Below are 16,964 nucleotides of genomic sequence, written 5' to 3'. Positions count from 1 at the left end.
GTTTGGATAACATCCAAATAGAAGAGTTAGGAGAAAAGTCTATGAGTAAAAAGCTGAAACGATTGAGAAACGCTATAGGATTATTTTTACTTTTTGTTATATATACAATTAGTTTGAAAGTAATCGACGTACAAAAGGTGGGGCCGAAACAGTCTGAGGTAGGATTTGCAACGATCAATAAATATTTTCTGAATATAATTGGAACGAACTTGTTCTGGTACCGTGTGACAGAAATAATAGGAATTTTCCCATTATTGGTCGTGAGCTGTTTTGCCATTTACGGATTTTGGCAGCTAATTACGCGTAAGAAAATGTCATTAGTCGATCAAGAGATCCTCTATTTAGGCTTTGTTTATGCCGGGATAGCTGCTGTCTATATCTTTTTTGAACACGTAGTCATTAATTATCGACCGATCTTAGTGGAGGGACAATTGGAGCCTTCTTATCCATCAAGTCATACATTTCTTGCAATTACAGTCTTACTCACTGCTTTTTGTGTGTTGAAAGATCAAAGCAGGATAAAAGAAATTGTATCCTATCTTTGCTTGATTGGGCTATTTTTCCTAGTCATAGGAAGACTGTTATCAGGGGTACACTGGATCACAGATATTTTTGGAGGGATTCTTTTAGGCTTATCAGTTGCCTCATGTTATGCTGGTATGCTCGAAAGAAATATAGATAAAATAAAAAAACCTTGATTTCTCAAGGTTTTAGAAGAGCCACCTGTCGGGCTTGAACCGACGACCTCCACCTTACCATGGTGGCGCTCTACCAGCTGAGCTAAGGCGGCATAGTTATTTAACACAAGATATAGAATAGCGAAGTAAAGGCTGTTTGTCAACTCCCTGAGTATAAAAAAACTGATTAGAAAAGTCTGATGTGAATTATTTATAAAATAGTCGTCATTAGGTGTTAGTGGCGACTATTTTATACAATTGACCAGCAAGATTGTTGTACCCCTTAGGCTGATTCCAAACGTTTGAAAGTAGAAGAACACCATCTTGTCCATCCTTAGAAAAATCAGCAACTGTTTCAAAGCGAGCTTTAACACCGCGTGTGTGATAACTATTTGTCATATTGTAGAGACCGCTGGCATATTTTTCGCCTGGATAAGCATACCATAGCTTAGTCCGTTCAGGATTCGTTAAGAACTGATCATTGAAAAGCGCCTGAAGATAAGTATACAAATCTTTTGCTGACATAAAAACATTCCCTGTTCCTAACTCATCTGCATAGGAAGAGGCGGCTGTTGGAGTGTAGATTGGACCGGCAGCGGATAGAGAGTAGGAGAGTGTCTGATTTGTATTTTTCTCTGAATAAAAACTAGTTTCATTCAATTTCATCGGCACCTTAATTATTTTATCAAACAAAGTATTATAGTCTGTTTGATAAAGCTTTTCTAAAATACCTGCCAATAGGACATAATTTACCGGTTGGTAAGAATAACCAGCATCTTGAGCTACAGTTGTTTGGCGGATGGTTTCATTTAGTATTTCTTTTGTATCCGTCGTCTTTAAGGCACCGATTCTTTTTTCATCAATACGTAAGCCAGAGCTCATGTTTAACATGTCTTTAATAGAGATGTTTTTACTGTTAGGTATTTGTGGGAAAAACGTACTTAGCTTTTCGTTCAAGCGTAATTTACCAGCCTTGACTGCTTGCATGATTAGATAGGCAGTTTGGCCTTTTTGAACAGAGCCGATACAGTATTGTGTGTCGACTGTATTCTGGATTCTTTTTGCTTGATTTTTCCAGCCATAAGCTTTGTTCAAAATTATTTGACCGTGTCGAAAGATCAGAATAGTTCCACTGAAGTTTTTTTCTACTAGTGCCTGTTCAATACGGGCAGAAACAGCATCTTTAGGCTCGACTATCTGTGCAGCTGTGGTGTCGGGTGAGTGGGTTAGCTTAGCAGAAGCAGCCTTTTCTACAGCGCTGTGCTGATTGCGAATATGTTCAATGTAAATCCCACTTATTGTTAGAAGGATGATTATTAGGATAAAGAGACCGATTTTCGGTCTATGATTTTTTCTTTTTTGATGGAGTCTTCTTGGCATAAAAATTCCTCTAGTTCTCTTAAAATAGATTTATCCTACAGCTCAATCAAATATTGAACATTTAGGATTGCATGATGATTTAAAAATTGATATTATAATAAAGTATTCTTCCGGCATAGCTCAGTTGGTAGTAGCGCATGACTGTTAATCATGATGTCGTAGGTTCGAGTCCTACTGCCGGAGTTGCTAGAGACGATCATTTGATTGTCTCTATTTTTTTACACCTAAAAAGTGAATTTTTCATGAATAAACGTGTTAAATGTGAGAGAAATATTGAGGAAAACATGATCTTTTTCTAAACTAGTGTGATCTCTTTGAAACTAAAAAAAAACCTCGTTATACTAATAATGATAAGGAGGGACAGGATGGAAAAACGTGATGCCTATTTTGACAATGCAAAACTTTTTTTGATGATTTTAGTTGTGTTTGGGCACTTTTTGCAGCCATTCATGGATGATCACCCATTGTACAATGACTTGTACTATTTCATTTTTACTTTTCACATGCCAGCGTTTATTCTGATTTCAGGATATTTCGCTAAAAATGGCCCCAAGCCAATTATGAGTTTAGTGAAGAAGTTATTGCTTCCATATCTTTTTTTCCAAGTACTTTATTCATGCTATTACACCTTAATTGGCCTGCAGGACTCTTTTAGTTTGGATCTTGGAATTCCGCAATGGTCGCTTTGGTTTTTATTGAGTTTGTTCGGATGGAACGTCCTGCTACACTTAATAAACTATTTTTCTGTGAAGCAGGTTTTGATAGGAAGTGTGATTCTTGCACTCTTGGTTGGGTACTTCCCGATTTTTGATCGTTATTTAGCGATTCAACGAACATTGGCTTTTTTTCCTTATTTTATGGTGGGATATGTAATCCCGAAAAGCTGGGTCGAAAAGTTGAAAGCCTATCCTAAGAAATGGATGGCGCTCCTCTTGTTTAGCGGCCTGTTTCTGTTTATTCAGGGAAATGATTTGATCAACAAGTATTGGGTCTTTGGGTCTAAACCTTATGAGGATTACTTGGCTCATCCACTACTCGGCGGACCGCAACGCTTGCTCTTTTTCGTGGCAGGTTTGATTGGAATTATTGCCTTTTTACTGTTGGTTCCAAAAGAACGTCATTTTTTCTCTAATTGGGGAAAAAATACGTTAACGGTCTATTTGCTCCATGGTTTTTTAGTCAAGGGATTGCGAGCACTGGAGTATGATTTTGAAATCAGTTCGCTAGAGCTAGTCTTATTATTTATAGGCAGCATGCTGCTGACCGCAGCCTTATCAAGCAGACGTGTTGGTCAATGGATAAAAAAAGGAAAACGGGTTTTACAGCCGAGTTTGTAAACTAATTGTCTCTTTGCCCCATTAAGCGTAAAATGAGGTGCAAGGAGGCGTTTTTTTTATGTCAAAAATTACTAATGAACGAACCCACGCTTTTCGTGAAGCTTTTGCTAAAAACTCAAAACAAGTCGCGCTGCAGCGAGGCGTAGTAAAAAATGGTATTCGAGCTTCAGCAGAGAATATACAGACACATGTTGAGAATACGCCGGTTTTCTCAATTGATCTTGCAACTGGAAAAGTAGCAAATCAAAAACAATCTGGACGCTGCTGGATGTTTGCGGCGCTGAATACCTTCCGCCATAAATTATTGACGACATTTCAGTTGAAGGATTTTGAACTTTCCCAAAACTATACTTTCTTTTGGGATAAATATGAAAAAGCGAATTATTTCTATGAGAATATTTTAAATACAGCAGAACAGTCCGTGGCGAGTCGAGAAGTAGCCTTTTTACTGCAAACACCCCAACAAGATGGTGGACAATGGGACATGATCGTGTCGCTTTTCCAAAAATATGGTGTCGTACCGAAAAGTGTAATGCCAGAAAGCAGCAACAGCTCGAATTCACGTGATTTAAACAATTATTTGAACAAATTGTTACGCAAACATGCCGTTCTATTGCGACAAATGGTGGCAGAAGATGCTACTTCTGAAGAAATACAAGCCAACCGTGAGGCGATGCTGCAAGAAGTCTATAATCTTTTAGCGATCTCATTAGGGACACCTCCAACTGTATTTGATTTCGAATATCGCGATGATGAAAAAAACTATCATTTAGATAGAGGATTGACGCCTCAAAGCTTCTATGAGAAATACGTAGGAGTGGATTTAGATGATTATGTTAGTATCATCAATGCGCCAACGGAAGATAAGCCTTTTATGAAGTCATACACTGTGGATATGTTAGGAAATGTAGTTGATGGGAAACAAGTGAAATACTTGAACCTTGAAATGAATGACTTCAAAGCGTTGGCGATCAAACAGCTAGAGCAAGGCGAATCTGTTTGGTTTGGCTGTGATGTAGGCCAGTCATCTACTCGGGACAGCGGCATTATGGCTTTAGATGCCTATGATGTTGAGGACCTATTTGATGTTGATCTGACAATGACTAAAGCAGAACGGTTAGACTACGGCGAAAGTTTGATGACTCATGCGATGGTACTAACGGGTGTAGATTTGATTGATAATCAAGCGAAAAAATGGAAAGTCGAAAATAGCTGGGGTGAAAAAGTTGGTGACAAAGGTTTCTTTGTAATGAGTGATGAATGGATGGACGAGTATACGTATCAAATCGTTGTTCGGAAAGAACTTTTGACACCAGAACAATTAGCTGCTTTTGAAGCAGAACCGACCATTTTGTCACCATGGGATCCCATGGGAGCATTAGCTTAATACTAAAAAGTATATAATTTTCACATGAATAAATCGCTTTGCAGCAGGTATATCCATGTTCGGCTTCACGAACTAACTTTATCGGCAATAAGCAAAAATATTTCGAAATTTGAGAAGCAATTTAGAAATATTTTGGTCTTATTGTTCAAAAGTTGAGCAAGTTCGTGAGGCCTTTTTTGTATGATCATAAGGTAAAATTTCCTCTAATAAAGTGCTGTGGGAACGGAGGAGCACACATTCTTGACACAATGTTGTTTCTATTATGAAAAGCGTTTTCTTTTTTGATGTGCTATACTTTTAGCAAAAAGGAGGTTGGTTGGATGTCTAAACATTTAGCTGTTCGACATGCTGAAAACATACGAGAATTGGGTGGCTATGAAACAACGGACGGTCGAGAAGTTGCCCATCGCAAATTGATCCGATCTGCTAACATCAATCACTTAGACGCACAGGATAAACAATATTTAAGCGAGTACGGTATCAAAAAAGTTGTTGATTTTCGTTCACTTGAGGAACGAACTGCCCAGCCTGATCAAGAAATACCCGAGGCTTCGAATATTTTTTTACCGATTTTCCCACTCAAGGAGACCGAAACGGCATCGGCTTCGCCCAAAAAAATGATGCAGCGAATGCAGGATGGTGAAAATGCCCTTCAACAGATGGTTGAAGTGTATAAGCATTTTGTGACTGATCAGCACATTCGCGGTCAATACCGTAAATTTTTTGATTTAGTATTAGACAATCATAAAGCTGATGAGAGCCTACTTTTTCATTGCACAGCTGGAAAAGATCGGACAGGCTTCGCGGCGATACTTTTGCTACATTGCTTAGGCGTGGACAGTGAAACAATTGTAGAAGATTATTTGGCGACGAATCGGTATTTAAAGAAAGTCGTACAGGAGATGTACAAAAAAGCAGAGCTCGCAGGTATATCAGCTGAGGCGTTACACGGGATCGAAGATATGATGTCTGCTAAGGAGGTCTATTTAGAGACTAGTTTTGAACAAATCAAAGAACATTATGGAACAGTGGGACAGTTTGTTCATGAAGGGATCGGGATATCCACACATGAAATCAAAGATCTGCAGAAAATCTATTTGTTGTAAGGAGTTGACGAAATGGATGAGTTGCTGAATTATTTAAACATGCAAACAAAAGCAATACCGATTGGCGGCGGAGATATCAATCAGGCGTATCGGGTAACAGATGGAAAAAATAATTATTTTTTGAAATACCATCCGCAAATGTCGGCAGATTTTTTTCAAGCGGAGGTCGATGGATTAGCAGAACTAGGAAACGCAGTGCGAGTACCAGAGGTTTATCAGCATGGAAGTTATGCCGATGCGGCGTATCTTTTGATGGAGTGGATCGAGCCTGGAGAAGGCAATCAACAAGACTTGGCTCATGAACTTGGCAAGCTTCACGAAATCAAAGCAATCAAGTTTGGTTATAAAAGAAATAATTTCATGGGTCTATTGCCTCAGATCAACACGCCTTCAGATAACTGGTGGGACTTTTATTTGACAAATCGATTAGAGGTCCAGATAGAAATTGCTAATGGGCGAAACCATTGGACGGCACGCAGAGAAAAAAATTATCAGTTATTTAAAGAGTGGATTTATCAAAAATGGGGTACAATGTCTTTTGAACCAACTTTATTGCACGGCGATTTTTGGAGCGGCAATACTTTTTTTGATACGCAAGGCCGACCGGTCTTTGTAGATCCGGCAGTTTCTTATGGTCATCGAGAAATGGATATTGCTATGTCCCAACTATTTGGCGGCTTCCGTCATGAATTTATTGACAGCTATCAAGAAATTATGCCGATGCGTGAAGGTTGGCAAGATCGACTGGCTATCTACCAACTTTATTATCTGCTGGTTCACCTGAATATTTTTGGGGAGACCTACGGAGATGCGGTAGATCGCGTCTTAGCTTTAGGAGGAAAGTAATTGGGAAAGAGATACACCATTCATCATGAAGTCGCATATTATGAGTGCGATATCAACCAGAATATGACGTTTCCAGCTTTATTAAGTGTTGCTATCAAGGCCTCATCTGATCAAAGCGATGAGCTGGAGCGGGGAACAGATTATATCAATACTTTAGGTATAACTTGGGTGATTACACAAACGGAAATAGCAATCCATCGTTTACCTCAGGTTGGCGAAAAGGTTACGATTGTGACCGAGCCAACAGAATTCAACCGCTATTTTTGCTATCGAAGTTATTGGGTCTACGATGCAGAGGGTGCAGAATTATTGAAAATCGATATGTCTTTTGTATTGATGGACATCGAAAATCGCAAGATGAGCAGTGTCGACGCAAATCTTATGGCACCCTATGAATCACCACAGGTCAAGAAAATTCGCCGCTGGCCGAAGATTGAAAAGGTCGAAGGAGATCTGAAGCAATTGTATCATGTACGCTACTATGACCTTGACAGTAATCATCACGTGAACAATGCCATGTATTTTAATTGGTTGATCGATGTACTAGGCTATGATTTTATGACACATCATGATCCAACATATGTGAATGTAAAATTCGATAAGGAAGTATTGTACGGTAATGATATCGAAAGCTTCTACGAAATTGTCGCAGACGAAGAAGTAAAAACCCGTCATGAGATTCGCCTCGGTGATCAGCTTGCTTGTGAAGCGAATATATTATGGCAAAAAAGAAGTTAAATCGGAATAATCGATTTAACTTCTTTTTGCTTTGTTCATACTTCAGATTTTAATAATTGAAAGAATGGACCTACTCTTCCATAAAGTGTTTTAATTCTTCTTTTGATAAGTGAGCATTTAACGCAATCAATAATTTTAAACGAGCTTTTTGACTATTGATTCCGTTGCAGAAGATGACACCATGTTGTGCCAACTCTACACCACCGCCATGATAGTCATAAACTGGTTCAGCGATACCGTTAAAGCAGCGTGAAACAAGGACAATCGGTAGACCTTGTTCCAATAAATGATAAAAAGGCGGTAAGGTTTGCGGAGGCAAGTTACCAGCACCGAGCGCCTCAACTACTAGTCCATCGACTGTAATGGCTTGATCAAGGATCTCGAAGAAGTCGCCCTGCATTCCTGCAAAAACCTTAATGATTGGGATCATTGCGTCAAAGCTGTTGATATCATAGCGAGTTGTTTTAGGCAATTCTTGCTTGAAAAGTATCTTTGATTTCGTGACTAGGCCGATGGGTCCCAAGGTCGGGGTCCGAAAAGTTGCTACATTTGTTGTATGGGTTTTTGTTACATAACGAGCGCTGTGAACTTCATCATTCATGACAACGAGCACACCTTTACCAATAGCATTGTCTGAAGCTGCTACACGAATCGCACATTCGAAATTGTAAAGACCGTCACTTCCTAATTCATTGATAGAACGCATCGCACCAGTTAAAATAATCGGCATTAAATCACCAATGGTCATCTCTAGAAAATAAGCAGTTTCTTCCAGAGTATCTGTTCCATGGGTAATAACGACACTGTCCAGACCTTCTTGTTTAGCGGACTTGATTCTCTCTTTCAAATCAAACATTGTCTCAACAGTGATGTGGGGGGAAGGTAGGTTAGAAAAATCTTCCACGATCAATTCAATATCAGCTGGCAGACGTAATTCCTGCCCAGCCGCTAGTAAAGGATTCTTTTTGTCTGGACGTACAGCACCATCGGCATCTTGACTCATTGAGATCGTTCCGCCTGTATGTAAAATCAAAATCCGTTTCATCATCATTACTCCATTCGTTATTAGCGCATTGTTGCTAATTTTTTGCTATGCTTATTGTATACTATGAAACAAAGGGAGGCTAGGATACTATGATTCGAATTGGATTAACTTCTTTTAATGAACACAGCAGCTTGACTGGTAAGAAGACCTCTTCTTTGTATGAGTATGCCGGTTACCTGCCATTGGTCGAGCTAGATACGAATTATTATGGAATCACCAAAAAGAGCTCGGTTGAGAACTGGTTGACACAAGTTCCAGCTGATTTTCGCTTTGTGGTTAAGCTATATGCGGGATTTACAGGACAGGCTAAATGGCAGGATAGTTATCCTTCTATAGCAGCGATGCAGGAGCATTTTCTTGAAACATTAAAGCCGATGATCGAAAGTGGAAAGTTATTTTGCTTTTTAGCACAATTTCCGGCACAATTTAAGTGTACAAAAGAAAACGTCGCTTATTTAGAGACACTGCGGGAGTTATTCCCTGATTTACCTGTAGCGATAGAACTGCGAGATTACAGTTGGTATGCTGAAGAATTAATTGAGAAAACAAAACAATTGATGAGAACATTGGATTTTAGTTTGGTGATGGTGGATGAACCGCAATTACCGGATACTGTTCCGTTAGATTCTACGGTGACGAATAAAAATTTTAGTCTGTTTCGTTTTCACGGAAGGAATCAAGCGTATTGGAACGATCGGACTGGTGATTGGCGCAAGAAGCGTACTTTATACCGCTACAACGAGGCTGAATTGAAGGACTTGGGGATTAAGGTTAGACAAGCAGCTGAGGAGTCCGCAGAAATTGGCGTCATTTTTAATAATAATTCTGGTGGAGATGCCGCCGATAATGCTATGCAATTGAAAAAAATTCTTCAACTGGATTATGAAGGATTGAATCCAAGTCAAATCGATTTATTTTGAACGAGGGAGAGCCATGATAAAAGCCATTTTTTTTGATATAGACGGAACCTTGATAACTGGTGATTCTAAGGTGCTAGACAGCACCCGCGAAGCGATTCGGTTAGCTCAAGATCAAGGGATTTTTTGTGGAATAGCAACGGGACGAGGCCCAGTAAAAATCGAAGAACGGATTGAGCAGCTGCCTTTGGATGTTTATGTCATGTACAACGGACAGTTGGTTTATACGAAAGAAAAAGAGATTTTTCAACGGGCGTTTTCTGCTGAGACATTACAAAAGATCGTGGATTTTGCGGACGATGAGCATCGTCAAATTATTTTTGGCGGTCGCTATCGTGTGGATGGCAGCCACTTGATGAAATGGTCACAAAACTCGCTGCTAAAAAAAATTGCTGGCTGGATGCCTAGATGGTTTCCTGTAAGGTCGACTCGTCGATTATTGCAGTCTTTTAGTCCGAATCGAGAAAAGGGCAGGTATAAAAAATTATCTATTTTACAAGAGCCGATTTACCAATGTGTACTCTTTAGTGCAGAAAACGAAGCACAAAGCTTGCAGGAACGCTTGCCAGATTGTTCTTTCCAACGTTCAAATCCTTATTCTGTGGATATCGTTCCTAAAGACGGTTCAAAGTATCATGGAATATTAGAGTTTACTAAGGCAGCCGGAATTAATATAGAAGAGGTAATGGCTTTTGGTGATCACTACAATGATATTGAAATGATTCAAAAAGTAGGTATCGGAGTGGCAATGGGAAATGGTCTGTCAGAAGTAAAGGAACAGGCTGATTATGTAACTGAGACGAACGAGAAGGACGGTATCTATCAAGCATTAAAACATTTTGAGGTTATTTGATTTCTGAATTTCAGAGAAAATGATAAACAATATTTTACACTTATTAAGAATAGGGAGTATTGATAGATGAACGAACCGTATCAAATGGCACGAGAGTTTCACACGGTTTTTGCCCCAATGCCGCCAGAGAAGCCAGAAGCATTCTCCAAAGAACGCGGGAGCTTCCGCGCTGGTTTTAAGGTTGAAGAAATTGTCGAATTTCTATATGGTGTTGCAGAAGGGGATGAAGCTGACTTCAATGCCCTTGTAGCAAAACTTCATGAAGACGTCGATCAAGCCAAAGAAAAAGTTTCAGCAAAAGCTGCTCCAGTAACAGACCCGTTAATTGCGGAAGTGGATGCTTTGACTGATTTACTTTATTTTACTTATGGATCATTTGCCTTGATTGGCGTGGATCCAAAACCGATTTTTGAAATTGTCCATCGCGCAAATATGGGCAAACTTTTCCCTGATGGCAAACCTAGATATCATCCGATAACGAATAAAGTGATGAAGCCTGATGATTGGCAAGAAAAGTATGCTCCAGAACCGTTGATTCAAAAAGAGCTGGATAGACAAAAAGGAAAAGCCGAATAGCACTGGCTTTTCCTTTTTTTATTTAATGGATTAGGTATCAGGCCAACAGATTTAAAGAAAGGCTCCTTTAATCAAAGAAAGTGTAATAAAGCGATCGAACAGCTAACCGTTCTTGTTCACTGCGGATTGCAAAGATGATGCTTCGCTCATCCGCGCCTTGCGAAATCATTCGTAGGTTAACGTTTTTTCGAGCTAGGGCAGCAGTGCTGTCAGAGGTGGTACCAGGCCGTTCACGCATACCTTCACCAACCAGTGCAACAACAGAAAGCCCATGTTCGATTGATAATTGATCAGGCTGAATCTTTTCTTCAATTTGTTTCAATAATTCTGCTTCAATATCGCGGGTCAATTGTCGTTCTCTTAAAATAATCGAGATGTCATCAATTCCCGAAGGCATATGTTCAAAACCGATACTCAGATCTTCAAGAATTTGCAGGATTCGCCGAACGATTCCGACTTCCCGGTTTAACAAATATTTGCCAATTGTAATACCGCAGAACCCGCCATCGCTAGCAACGCCAACAACTTCATTGCGAGTTTCACTATCAAAGGACTTTTTAATTAAGGTCCCCTGACATTCAGGATTATTGGTATTTTTAATAATAACTGGAATTTGTGCTTTAAAAGCCGGCATCAAAGCTTCATCATGAAAGACTGTGAAGCCTGCATAAGTCAATTCGCGAATCTCGCGATAGGTAGCAAATTCAATCAATTCTGGATCGTGAATGTATTTTGGACTAGCAGCAAAGATCCCATCCACATCAGTAAAATTCTCATACATATCTACTTTCAAGCCCGCTGCAACGATCGAACCCGTGATGTCGGAGCCTCCTCGTGAAAATGTACAGAGATGTCCATCTTTGGTGTAGCCAAAAAATCCTGGAATAATCAAAATTTCTTTCGAGTCGCGCCATTGATAAATTTTCTCGTAGGACTCCTCTAAAATTCGGGCATTTTGCGGTTCGTCAGAAACGGTGATTCCCAGTTCCTTTGGATTTATGTAGCGTGCATTGATGCCGCTCTTTTTGAAACATGCAGCAACTAGCTGAGCATTCAAGTTTTCTCCGCTAGCTAAAAAGCTGTCTAAAGCATAAGCGTTTGTTTCGTCATAGTTTTCTTGAAGTTGACGTAATTCAGCGCTGAATTTTTTTTCAATATCTTCGTCGACGTGGAACGCTGCAGCAATTTCTGTATAGCGAGCGACGATTTCACGGATCAATTCTCCAGTTTCATGTTTGTATACAACAGCATTGTAAAATTGAATCAATAAGTCGGTGACTTTTTTGTCTTTATTGGTTCGCTTTCCTGGAGCAGAAACCACGACGAAACGACGGCTAGAGTCGCCGGTAACGATCGCTAAGACTTTTTTTAGTTGTTCAGCCGAAGCCACGGAGCTTCCGCCAAATTTGATCACTTTCACTTTAATCACCTCTTATTTTAATGTGGATTTAATATTATCTGAAAAGCCGCATAATTTCAAGGGGCTTTGCCGCTTTCACGAATAGAAATTTTTATTAAATTACACTTTTCTTAAATTTATAACAATTGAAGCGGATTCCAAAAAATGCTAATATGAAGAGTGACTGTGCGATAAACATTTCAAAATGAATTCTAAACTAGCTAGTGAAGAGAAAAGTCTTTTGTGTTATAATCTACGTTAGATGTTTTCGCCAAAAAACAAGAATATATGAACCATTAAATAAATTGAATCTTGATAGTTGAAAGGAAAATCATACATGGGAAGTAATGTAATCATAGGGATCGTTATCGGCTTAGTCATTTTGGCTGCCGCTTTATACTTGATTGGTTATCTGATGAAGAAAAAGAATCAAGAACGCTTGAAAGAACTTGATAAAAGGAAAGAAGCGTTATTCGATCTTCCAGTCGTGGAAGAGGTCGATGAAGTGAAGAAAATGCACCTTGTCGGTCAAAGTCAGAATACTTTCCGTGAGTGGAATCAAAAATGGACGGATGTTTCGACAAAATCTTTTGCTGAACTGGAAAGTCAAATTTTTGAAGTTGAGAGTCAAAATGAAACCTTTCGTTTCATGAAGGGCAAATCAGCGATTGAAAGTGCTGAACGTACAATGACAGAGATGGAAGAAGAAGTTGAAGGCATTCGTACAGGGCTGAAGGAATTACGGGAAACTGAGGAACGGAATTCACTGGCTGTGCAGCAAGCCTTAGATGTTTTTGAAGAATTAAAGAAGGATCTGAAAGAGAAAAAAGACAACTTTGGACCTGCTTTACCAGAAATTCAGAAACAAGTAAAAAATGTTGAAATCGAGTTTACACAATTTGTAACGTTGAATACTTCAGGTGATCCAATTGAAGCACGAGAAGTATTAGACGATGCTGAGAAACATACCTATGAAGTTCAAGCAACAATGCAAAAGGTTCCAACAATCTATGAAGATTTAGAAAAAACATTTCCAGGCCAAATTGATGAGTTAGAAAAAACCTACAAGAAAATGATGGTAGATAATTTCGTTTTACCAGAAGATAACTTTGAAGAGCGTTTGGATAAAGTGAAAAAGCATGTAGAACGCTCATTGGAAGATCTAGAAAAAATCGAATTGAGTACGGTTGAAACTGCCAATAAAGAAACGGCTGAACTGATCGATGATCTTTACGTGGTGTTGGAAAAAGAATTTGAAGCTAAAAAATATGTTTTAACGAATCGCAAAACGATCGGTGAATATATCTCTCATGCGGCTCGCAATAATCATCAATTGATGGTGGAGTTAGATCATACGTCTCAAAGCTATGCTTTGAATAATAATGAATTAGGCCGAGCTCGCGGATTCCAGACGGAGATCGAGGAATTGGAACGACGCAACCGTAATATGGAGCCGCAGATTGACAAGCACGAATTGCCATATTCAGAGGTTCAAGTATTTTATAAAGATGCGTTTAAGGTCTTAGACGATATTGAAACGAAACAGGTTGAAATCGATGATGACTTGCATGATTTGCGTAGAGGTGAAAAAGAAGCTTCTGCCAAAATTGAGAAATATGAGTTTCGTTTACGCAACCTGAAACGTTATGTAGAGCAACAGCGTTTGCCTGGTTTACCAGGAGATTACTTAGAATTCTTCTTTGTAGCAACTGATCGGGTTGAAGAATTGAGTAAGTCATTAAATAAGATTCGAATCAACATGCAGGATATCAACAAACTAGTTAGCCTCTGTGATGAAGATATGGAAATGCTGGATCAAAAGACGTACGATTTAGTTGATGCTGCTGCATTGACAGAACAAATGATGCAATATGCAAATCGTTACCGTCATACACATCCTGACATTAAGAACGCGATTGAAAATAGTTTAGAGTTATTCAACAAAGAATACCGTTATCAAGATGCTTTGGATGAGATCGGTACAGCGCTTGAACGTGTTGAACCAGGAGCATTCAAACGAATCGAAGATTTTTATTTCAACAACCGAGATTTAGTATAAGCTGAGCGTATCGCTCAGCTTATTTTTTCGAATGTTTCCATGGATTTCCATATTTATAAGGAATACTTGAAGACTTGCAACATTCTCGCTATAATAGGAAAGAATTTTTGAAGGAAGGTCAGAGAATGATTTATTTTGATAATAGTGCAACGACTGCGATTTATCCGTTAGCATTAGATACATATGTAAAAACTAGTCAACGTATTATGGGGAATCCCTCAAGTTTGCATGATTTAGGTACACAGGCAAATCGCTTACTGCAGCAAGCGCGTAAACAAATAGCGGAGCTTCTGAGTGTTCAAGCCAATGAAATCTTTTTTACTAGCGGAGGGACAGAAGGAGACAATTGGGTATTAAAAGGTACAGCGATTGCCAAGCGAGACTATGGGAACCATATTATTATTTCCAGCGTAGAGCATCCAGCAGTTAGTCGTACAGCGGAGCAGCTGAAAGAACTTGGATATGAAGTGAGTGTGGTCCCTGTTGATCAAACCGGTTTTGTGCAAGTAGAAAAACTTGTAGAATTGATTCGCCCTGAAACGATTTTAGTTTCTATTATGGGAGTCAATAATGAGATGGGGGCGATTCAGCCGATCAAAGCTATTAGTGCTATTCTGGAAAGTTACCCGACGATTCATTTTCATGTGGATGCTGTACAAGCCGTTGGAAAAGTTGATCAAGCGGAGTGGTTAACTCCCCGAGTTGATTTTGCGACTTTTTCTGCTCATAAGTTCCATGGGCCACGTGGTGTAGGCTTCATTTATTGGAAAGCTGGGAGAAATCTAGCCCCATTATTAAATGGTGGAGGGCAAGAAAGCGGCCAAAGAGCAACGACTGAAAATCTTCCTGCGATTGTAGCTATGAGTCGCGCTTTACGACTGCACCTTGAGAAAAAAGCAGAACGACCAAATCATACAGCTGTTATTCGTCAATATTTAAAAGAGGCGTTAACCAGTTATGATAAAGTAACGATTTTCTCAGGTGAAGAAAATTTTGCTCCTCATATTTTAACTTTTGGGATCAAAGGAATTCGTGGAGAAGTTTTAGTGCACGCATTGGAAGAAAAGCAAATCTTTGTCTCGACTACGAGTGCTTGTTCTAGTCGTAAAAAAGTGGATAGTTCAACTCTTCATGCGATGAATGTCCCTCACGATGTTGCAACAACAGCAGTACGTGTAAGTTTGGATGAAGGCAACACAATGGCAGAAGCAGAGCAATTTATGGTGGTATTCAATCATCTATATAATAAATTTTCGAAGATCAACTAAAGAAAAAGCTACTTAAATAGTAAATGAGGAGAATGATCGTGCAATATACTGAAATTATGGTGCGTTATGGTGAGTTATCGACAAAAGGGAAGAATCGACGCAGTTTCATCATGCGATTAGCACAAAATGTACGTGGTGCACTGGCGGAATTCCCTGAGTTGAAGATTCATGCAGAGCGCGACCGAATGCATATCTTATTAAATGGCGAAGCAAGTCATTTGGTTTTACCTAGATTAGAGAAAGTTTTTGGTATTCAAACGTTTTCACCTAGTATTCGTGTGGAAAAAAATTTGGATGCCTTAAAACAAATGACACAACAAATCATGAAAGAGGTCTACACTGGGAAGGAAACCTTTAAAATCACAGCAAAGCGCAGCGACCACAACTTTGAATTGGATAGTCACGAGCTTCAGCAATTTTTAGGAAACGCAGTGATGGATGTTTGCCCAGAGATTAAAGCACAGATGAAGCGTCCGGATATTAATCTGCGCGTTGAGATTCGTCGTGATGGTGCTTACCTTTCATATGAAACCATCAAAGGAGCTGGCGGACTGCCGGTAGGGACTAGCGGACGCGGTATGTTGATGCTGTCTGGGGGAATCGATTCACCAGTTGCTGGCTACCTAGCAATGAAGCGCGGTGTTGAAATCGAAGCAGTTCATTTTGCAAGCCCTCCTTATACGAGCGAACAAGCGCTGCAAAAGGCGAAGGACCTAACTGAGAAATTAACTCCTTATGTTGGCGGTATTCAATTTATTGAAGTACCATTCACCGAGATTCAAGAAGAAATCAAGAAACATAGTCCGCAAGGATATTGGATGACGTTGACGAGACGCATGATGTTGCGCATAACAGATGCAATCCGTGAAATGCGTTATGGTTTGGTGATTATCAATGGGGAATCCTTAGGGCAAGTTGCTTCGCAGACGCTACATAGTATGGTAGCAATCAATGAAGTTACAACTACGCCGATTATTCGTCCGGTTGTAACGATGGATAAAACGGAAATCATTGAGCTGGCAGAAAAGATCGATACCTTTGAATTAGCCATTCAACCGTTTGAAGATTGCTGTACGATTTTTGCACCGCCTCAACCAAAAACTCGGCCAAAATTGGAAAAAGTTTTGGAATTGGAGGAACGCTTCGATATTGAGGGATTAATGTCCCGCTGTTTAGCAGGATTAAAGATTGAAGAAATCACACCCGCTCAAGCGGAAAAAAACGAAGAATTTGCAGATTTTTTATAATATTAGTGAGCAGGAAAGAATACTTTCTTGCTCTTTTTTTTGCAAAAGATTGTTATTGTTTTTTCTACATGTTAAAATCATTTATGTGAAGTGTTTAACAAACAATCGTGGTTCTAAAATTTAGGATTA

At 39.4% G+C, this 16,964-nt stretch carries 15 protein-coding genes and 2 tRNA genes; 13 read left to right on the top strand and 4 right to left on the bottom strand.

The genetic code is table 11. The features are described from left to right. Positions 1-41: 41 nt before the first annotated feature. Positions 42-698 carry a phosphatase PAP2 family protein gene (locus JZO85_RS15500; RefSeq protein ID WP_207109423.1) on the top strand — a complete coding sequence of 219 codons (657 nt, stop codon included), beginning with the start codon at positions 42-44 and terminating at the stop codon, positions 696-698. Positions 699-717: 19 nt separating this feature from the next. On the opposite strand, the gene JZO85_RS15495 is transcribed toward JZO85_RS15500, so the two are convergent. Next, positions 718-790, bottom strand: a tRNA-Thr gene (locus JZO85_RS15495). A 115-nt stretch (positions 791-905) separates the two neighbouring features. Then, positions 906-2,057 carry a serine hydrolase domain-containing protein gene (locus tag JZO85_RS15490; RefSeq protein ID WP_207109422.1) on the bottom strand — a complete coding sequence of 384 codons (1,152 nt, stop codon included), beginning with the start codon at positions 2,055-2,057 and terminating at the stop codon, positions 906-908. 109 nt (positions 2,058-2,166) lie between these two features. Between JZO85_RS15490 and JZO85_RS15485 the strand changes: the two genes are divergently transcribed. The 6 genes from JZO85_RS15485 to JZO85_RS15460 all read left to right on the top strand — a co-directional run bounded on the left by JZO85_RS15485 (position 2,167) and on the right by JZO85_RS15460 (position 7,471). Next, positions 2,167-2,240: transfer RNA gene (locus tag JZO85_RS15485), tRNA-Asn, on the top strand. Between the two features lie 182 nt (positions 2,241-2,422). Further along, positions 2,423-3,394 (top strand): acyltransferase family protein, encoded by a 972-nt coding sequence (locus tag JZO85_RS15480; protein WP_207109421.1) that lies wholly within the window; start codon positions 2,423-2,425, stop codon positions 3,392-3,394. A gap of 58 nt (positions 3,395-3,452) precedes the next feature. Continuing rightward, positions 3,453-4,781 (top strand): C1 family peptidase, encoded by a 1,329-nt coding sequence (locus tag JZO85_RS15475; protein ID WP_207109420.1) that lies wholly within the window; start codon positions 3,453-3,455, stop codon positions 4,779-4,781. A 320-nt stretch (positions 4,782-5,101) separates the two neighbouring features. Then, positions 5,102-5,887 (top strand): tyrosine-protein phosphatase, encoded by a 786-nt coding sequence (locus JZO85_RS15470; RefSeq protein ID WP_207109419.1) that lies wholly within the window; start codon positions 5,102-5,104, stop codon positions 5,885-5,887. Between the two features lie 12 nt (positions 5,888-5,899). Continuing rightward, the gene (locus JZO85_RS15465; RefSeq protein WP_207109418.1) at positions 5,900-6,733 is read left to right on the top strand and encodes a fructosamine kinase family protein; all 834 of its coding nucleotides are present in this window, start codon (positions 5,900-5,902) and stop codon (positions 6,731-6,733) included. After that, complete coding sequence (locus tag JZO85_RS15460) at positions 6,734-7,471, top strand: acyl-[acyl-carrier-protein] thioesterase (protein WP_207109417.1); 738 nt, start codon at positions 6,734-6,736, stop codon at positions 7,469-7,471. It begins immediately after the preceding gene. Positions 7,472-7,541: 70 nt separating this feature from the next. Here JZO85_RS15460 and JZO85_RS15455 read toward each other — a convergent pair whose 3' ends face one another. After that, a complete protein-coding gene (locus tag JZO85_RS15455; RefSeq protein WP_207109416.1) occupies positions 7,542-8,516 on the bottom strand; it encodes an asparaginase in 975 nt (324 codons plus the stop codon). An 89-nt stretch (positions 8,517-8,605) separates the two neighbouring features. Here JZO85_RS15455 and JZO85_RS15450 point away from each other — a divergent pair, with 89 nt between their 5' ends. The 3 genes from JZO85_RS15450 (at position 8,606) to JZO85_RS15440 (ending at position 10,862) form a co-directional block, all read left to right on the top strand. Next, a complete protein-coding gene (locus tag JZO85_RS15450; protein WP_207109415.1) occupies positions 8,606-9,436 on the top strand; it encodes a DUF72 domain-containing protein in 831 nt (276 codons plus the stop codon). Positions 9,437-9,449: 13 nt separating this feature from the next. Continuing rightward, positions 9,450-10,286 carry a Cof-type HAD-IIB family hydrolase gene (locus tag JZO85_RS15445; protein ID WP_207109414.1) on the top strand — a complete coding sequence of 279 codons (837 nt, stop codon included), beginning with the start codon at positions 9,450-9,452 and terminating at the stop codon, positions 10,284-10,286. A 66-nt stretch (positions 10,287-10,352) separates the two neighbouring features. Beyond that, positions 10,353-10,862 carry a pyrophosphohydrolase domain-containing protein gene (locus tag JZO85_RS15440; RefSeq protein WP_207109413.1) on the top strand — a complete coding sequence of 170 codons (510 nt, stop codon included), beginning with the start codon at positions 10,353-10,355 and terminating at the stop codon, positions 10,860-10,862. Between the two features lie 67 nt (positions 10,863-10,929). Here JZO85_RS15440 and JZO85_RS15435 read toward each other — a convergent pair whose 3' ends face one another. Beyond that, positions 10,930-12,282 carry an aspartate kinase gene (locus JZO85_RS15435; RefSeq protein WP_207109412.1) on the bottom strand — a complete coding sequence of 451 codons (1,353 nt, stop codon included), beginning with the start codon at positions 12,280-12,282 and terminating at the stop codon, positions 10,930-10,932. A gap of 316 nt (positions 12,283-12,598) precedes the next feature. On the opposite strand from JZO85_RS15435, the gene JZO85_RS15430 reads away from it, so the two are divergent. The 3 genes from JZO85_RS15430 (at position 12,599) to thiI (ending at position 16,835) form a co-directional block, all read left to right on the top strand. Continuing rightward, positions 12,599-14,320 (top strand): septation ring formation regulator EzrA, encoded by a 1,722-nt coding sequence (locus JZO85_RS15430; protein ID WP_207109411.1) that lies wholly within the window; start codon positions 12,599-12,601, stop codon positions 14,318-14,320. A 125-nt stretch (positions 14,321-14,445) separates the two neighbouring features. Beyond that, positions 14,446-15,588, top strand: coding sequence for a cysteine desulfurase family protein (locus JZO85_RS15425; protein WP_207109410.1), 1,143 nt, complete (start codon positions 14,446-14,448; stop codon positions 15,586-15,588). Between the two features lie 38 nt (positions 15,589-15,626). Then, positions 15,627-16,835, top strand: coding sequence for a tRNA uracil 4-sulfurtransferase ThiI (gene thiI / locus JZO85_RS15420; RefSeq protein WP_207109409.1), 1,209 nt, complete (start codon positions 15,627-15,629; stop codon positions 16,833-16,835). The last annotated feature ends 129 nt before the right edge of the window (positions 16,836-16,964 follow it).

This window comes from Candidatus Enterococcus murrayae, from assembly GCF_017315985.1.
Taxonomy (GTDB): domain Bacteria; phylum Bacillota; class Bacilli; order Lactobacillales; family Enterococcaceae; genus Enterococcus_A; species Enterococcus_A murrayae.
The sequence above is the reverse complement of the archived record's forward strand: the minus strand, read 5'-3'. Positions and strand labels throughout refer to the sequence as shown.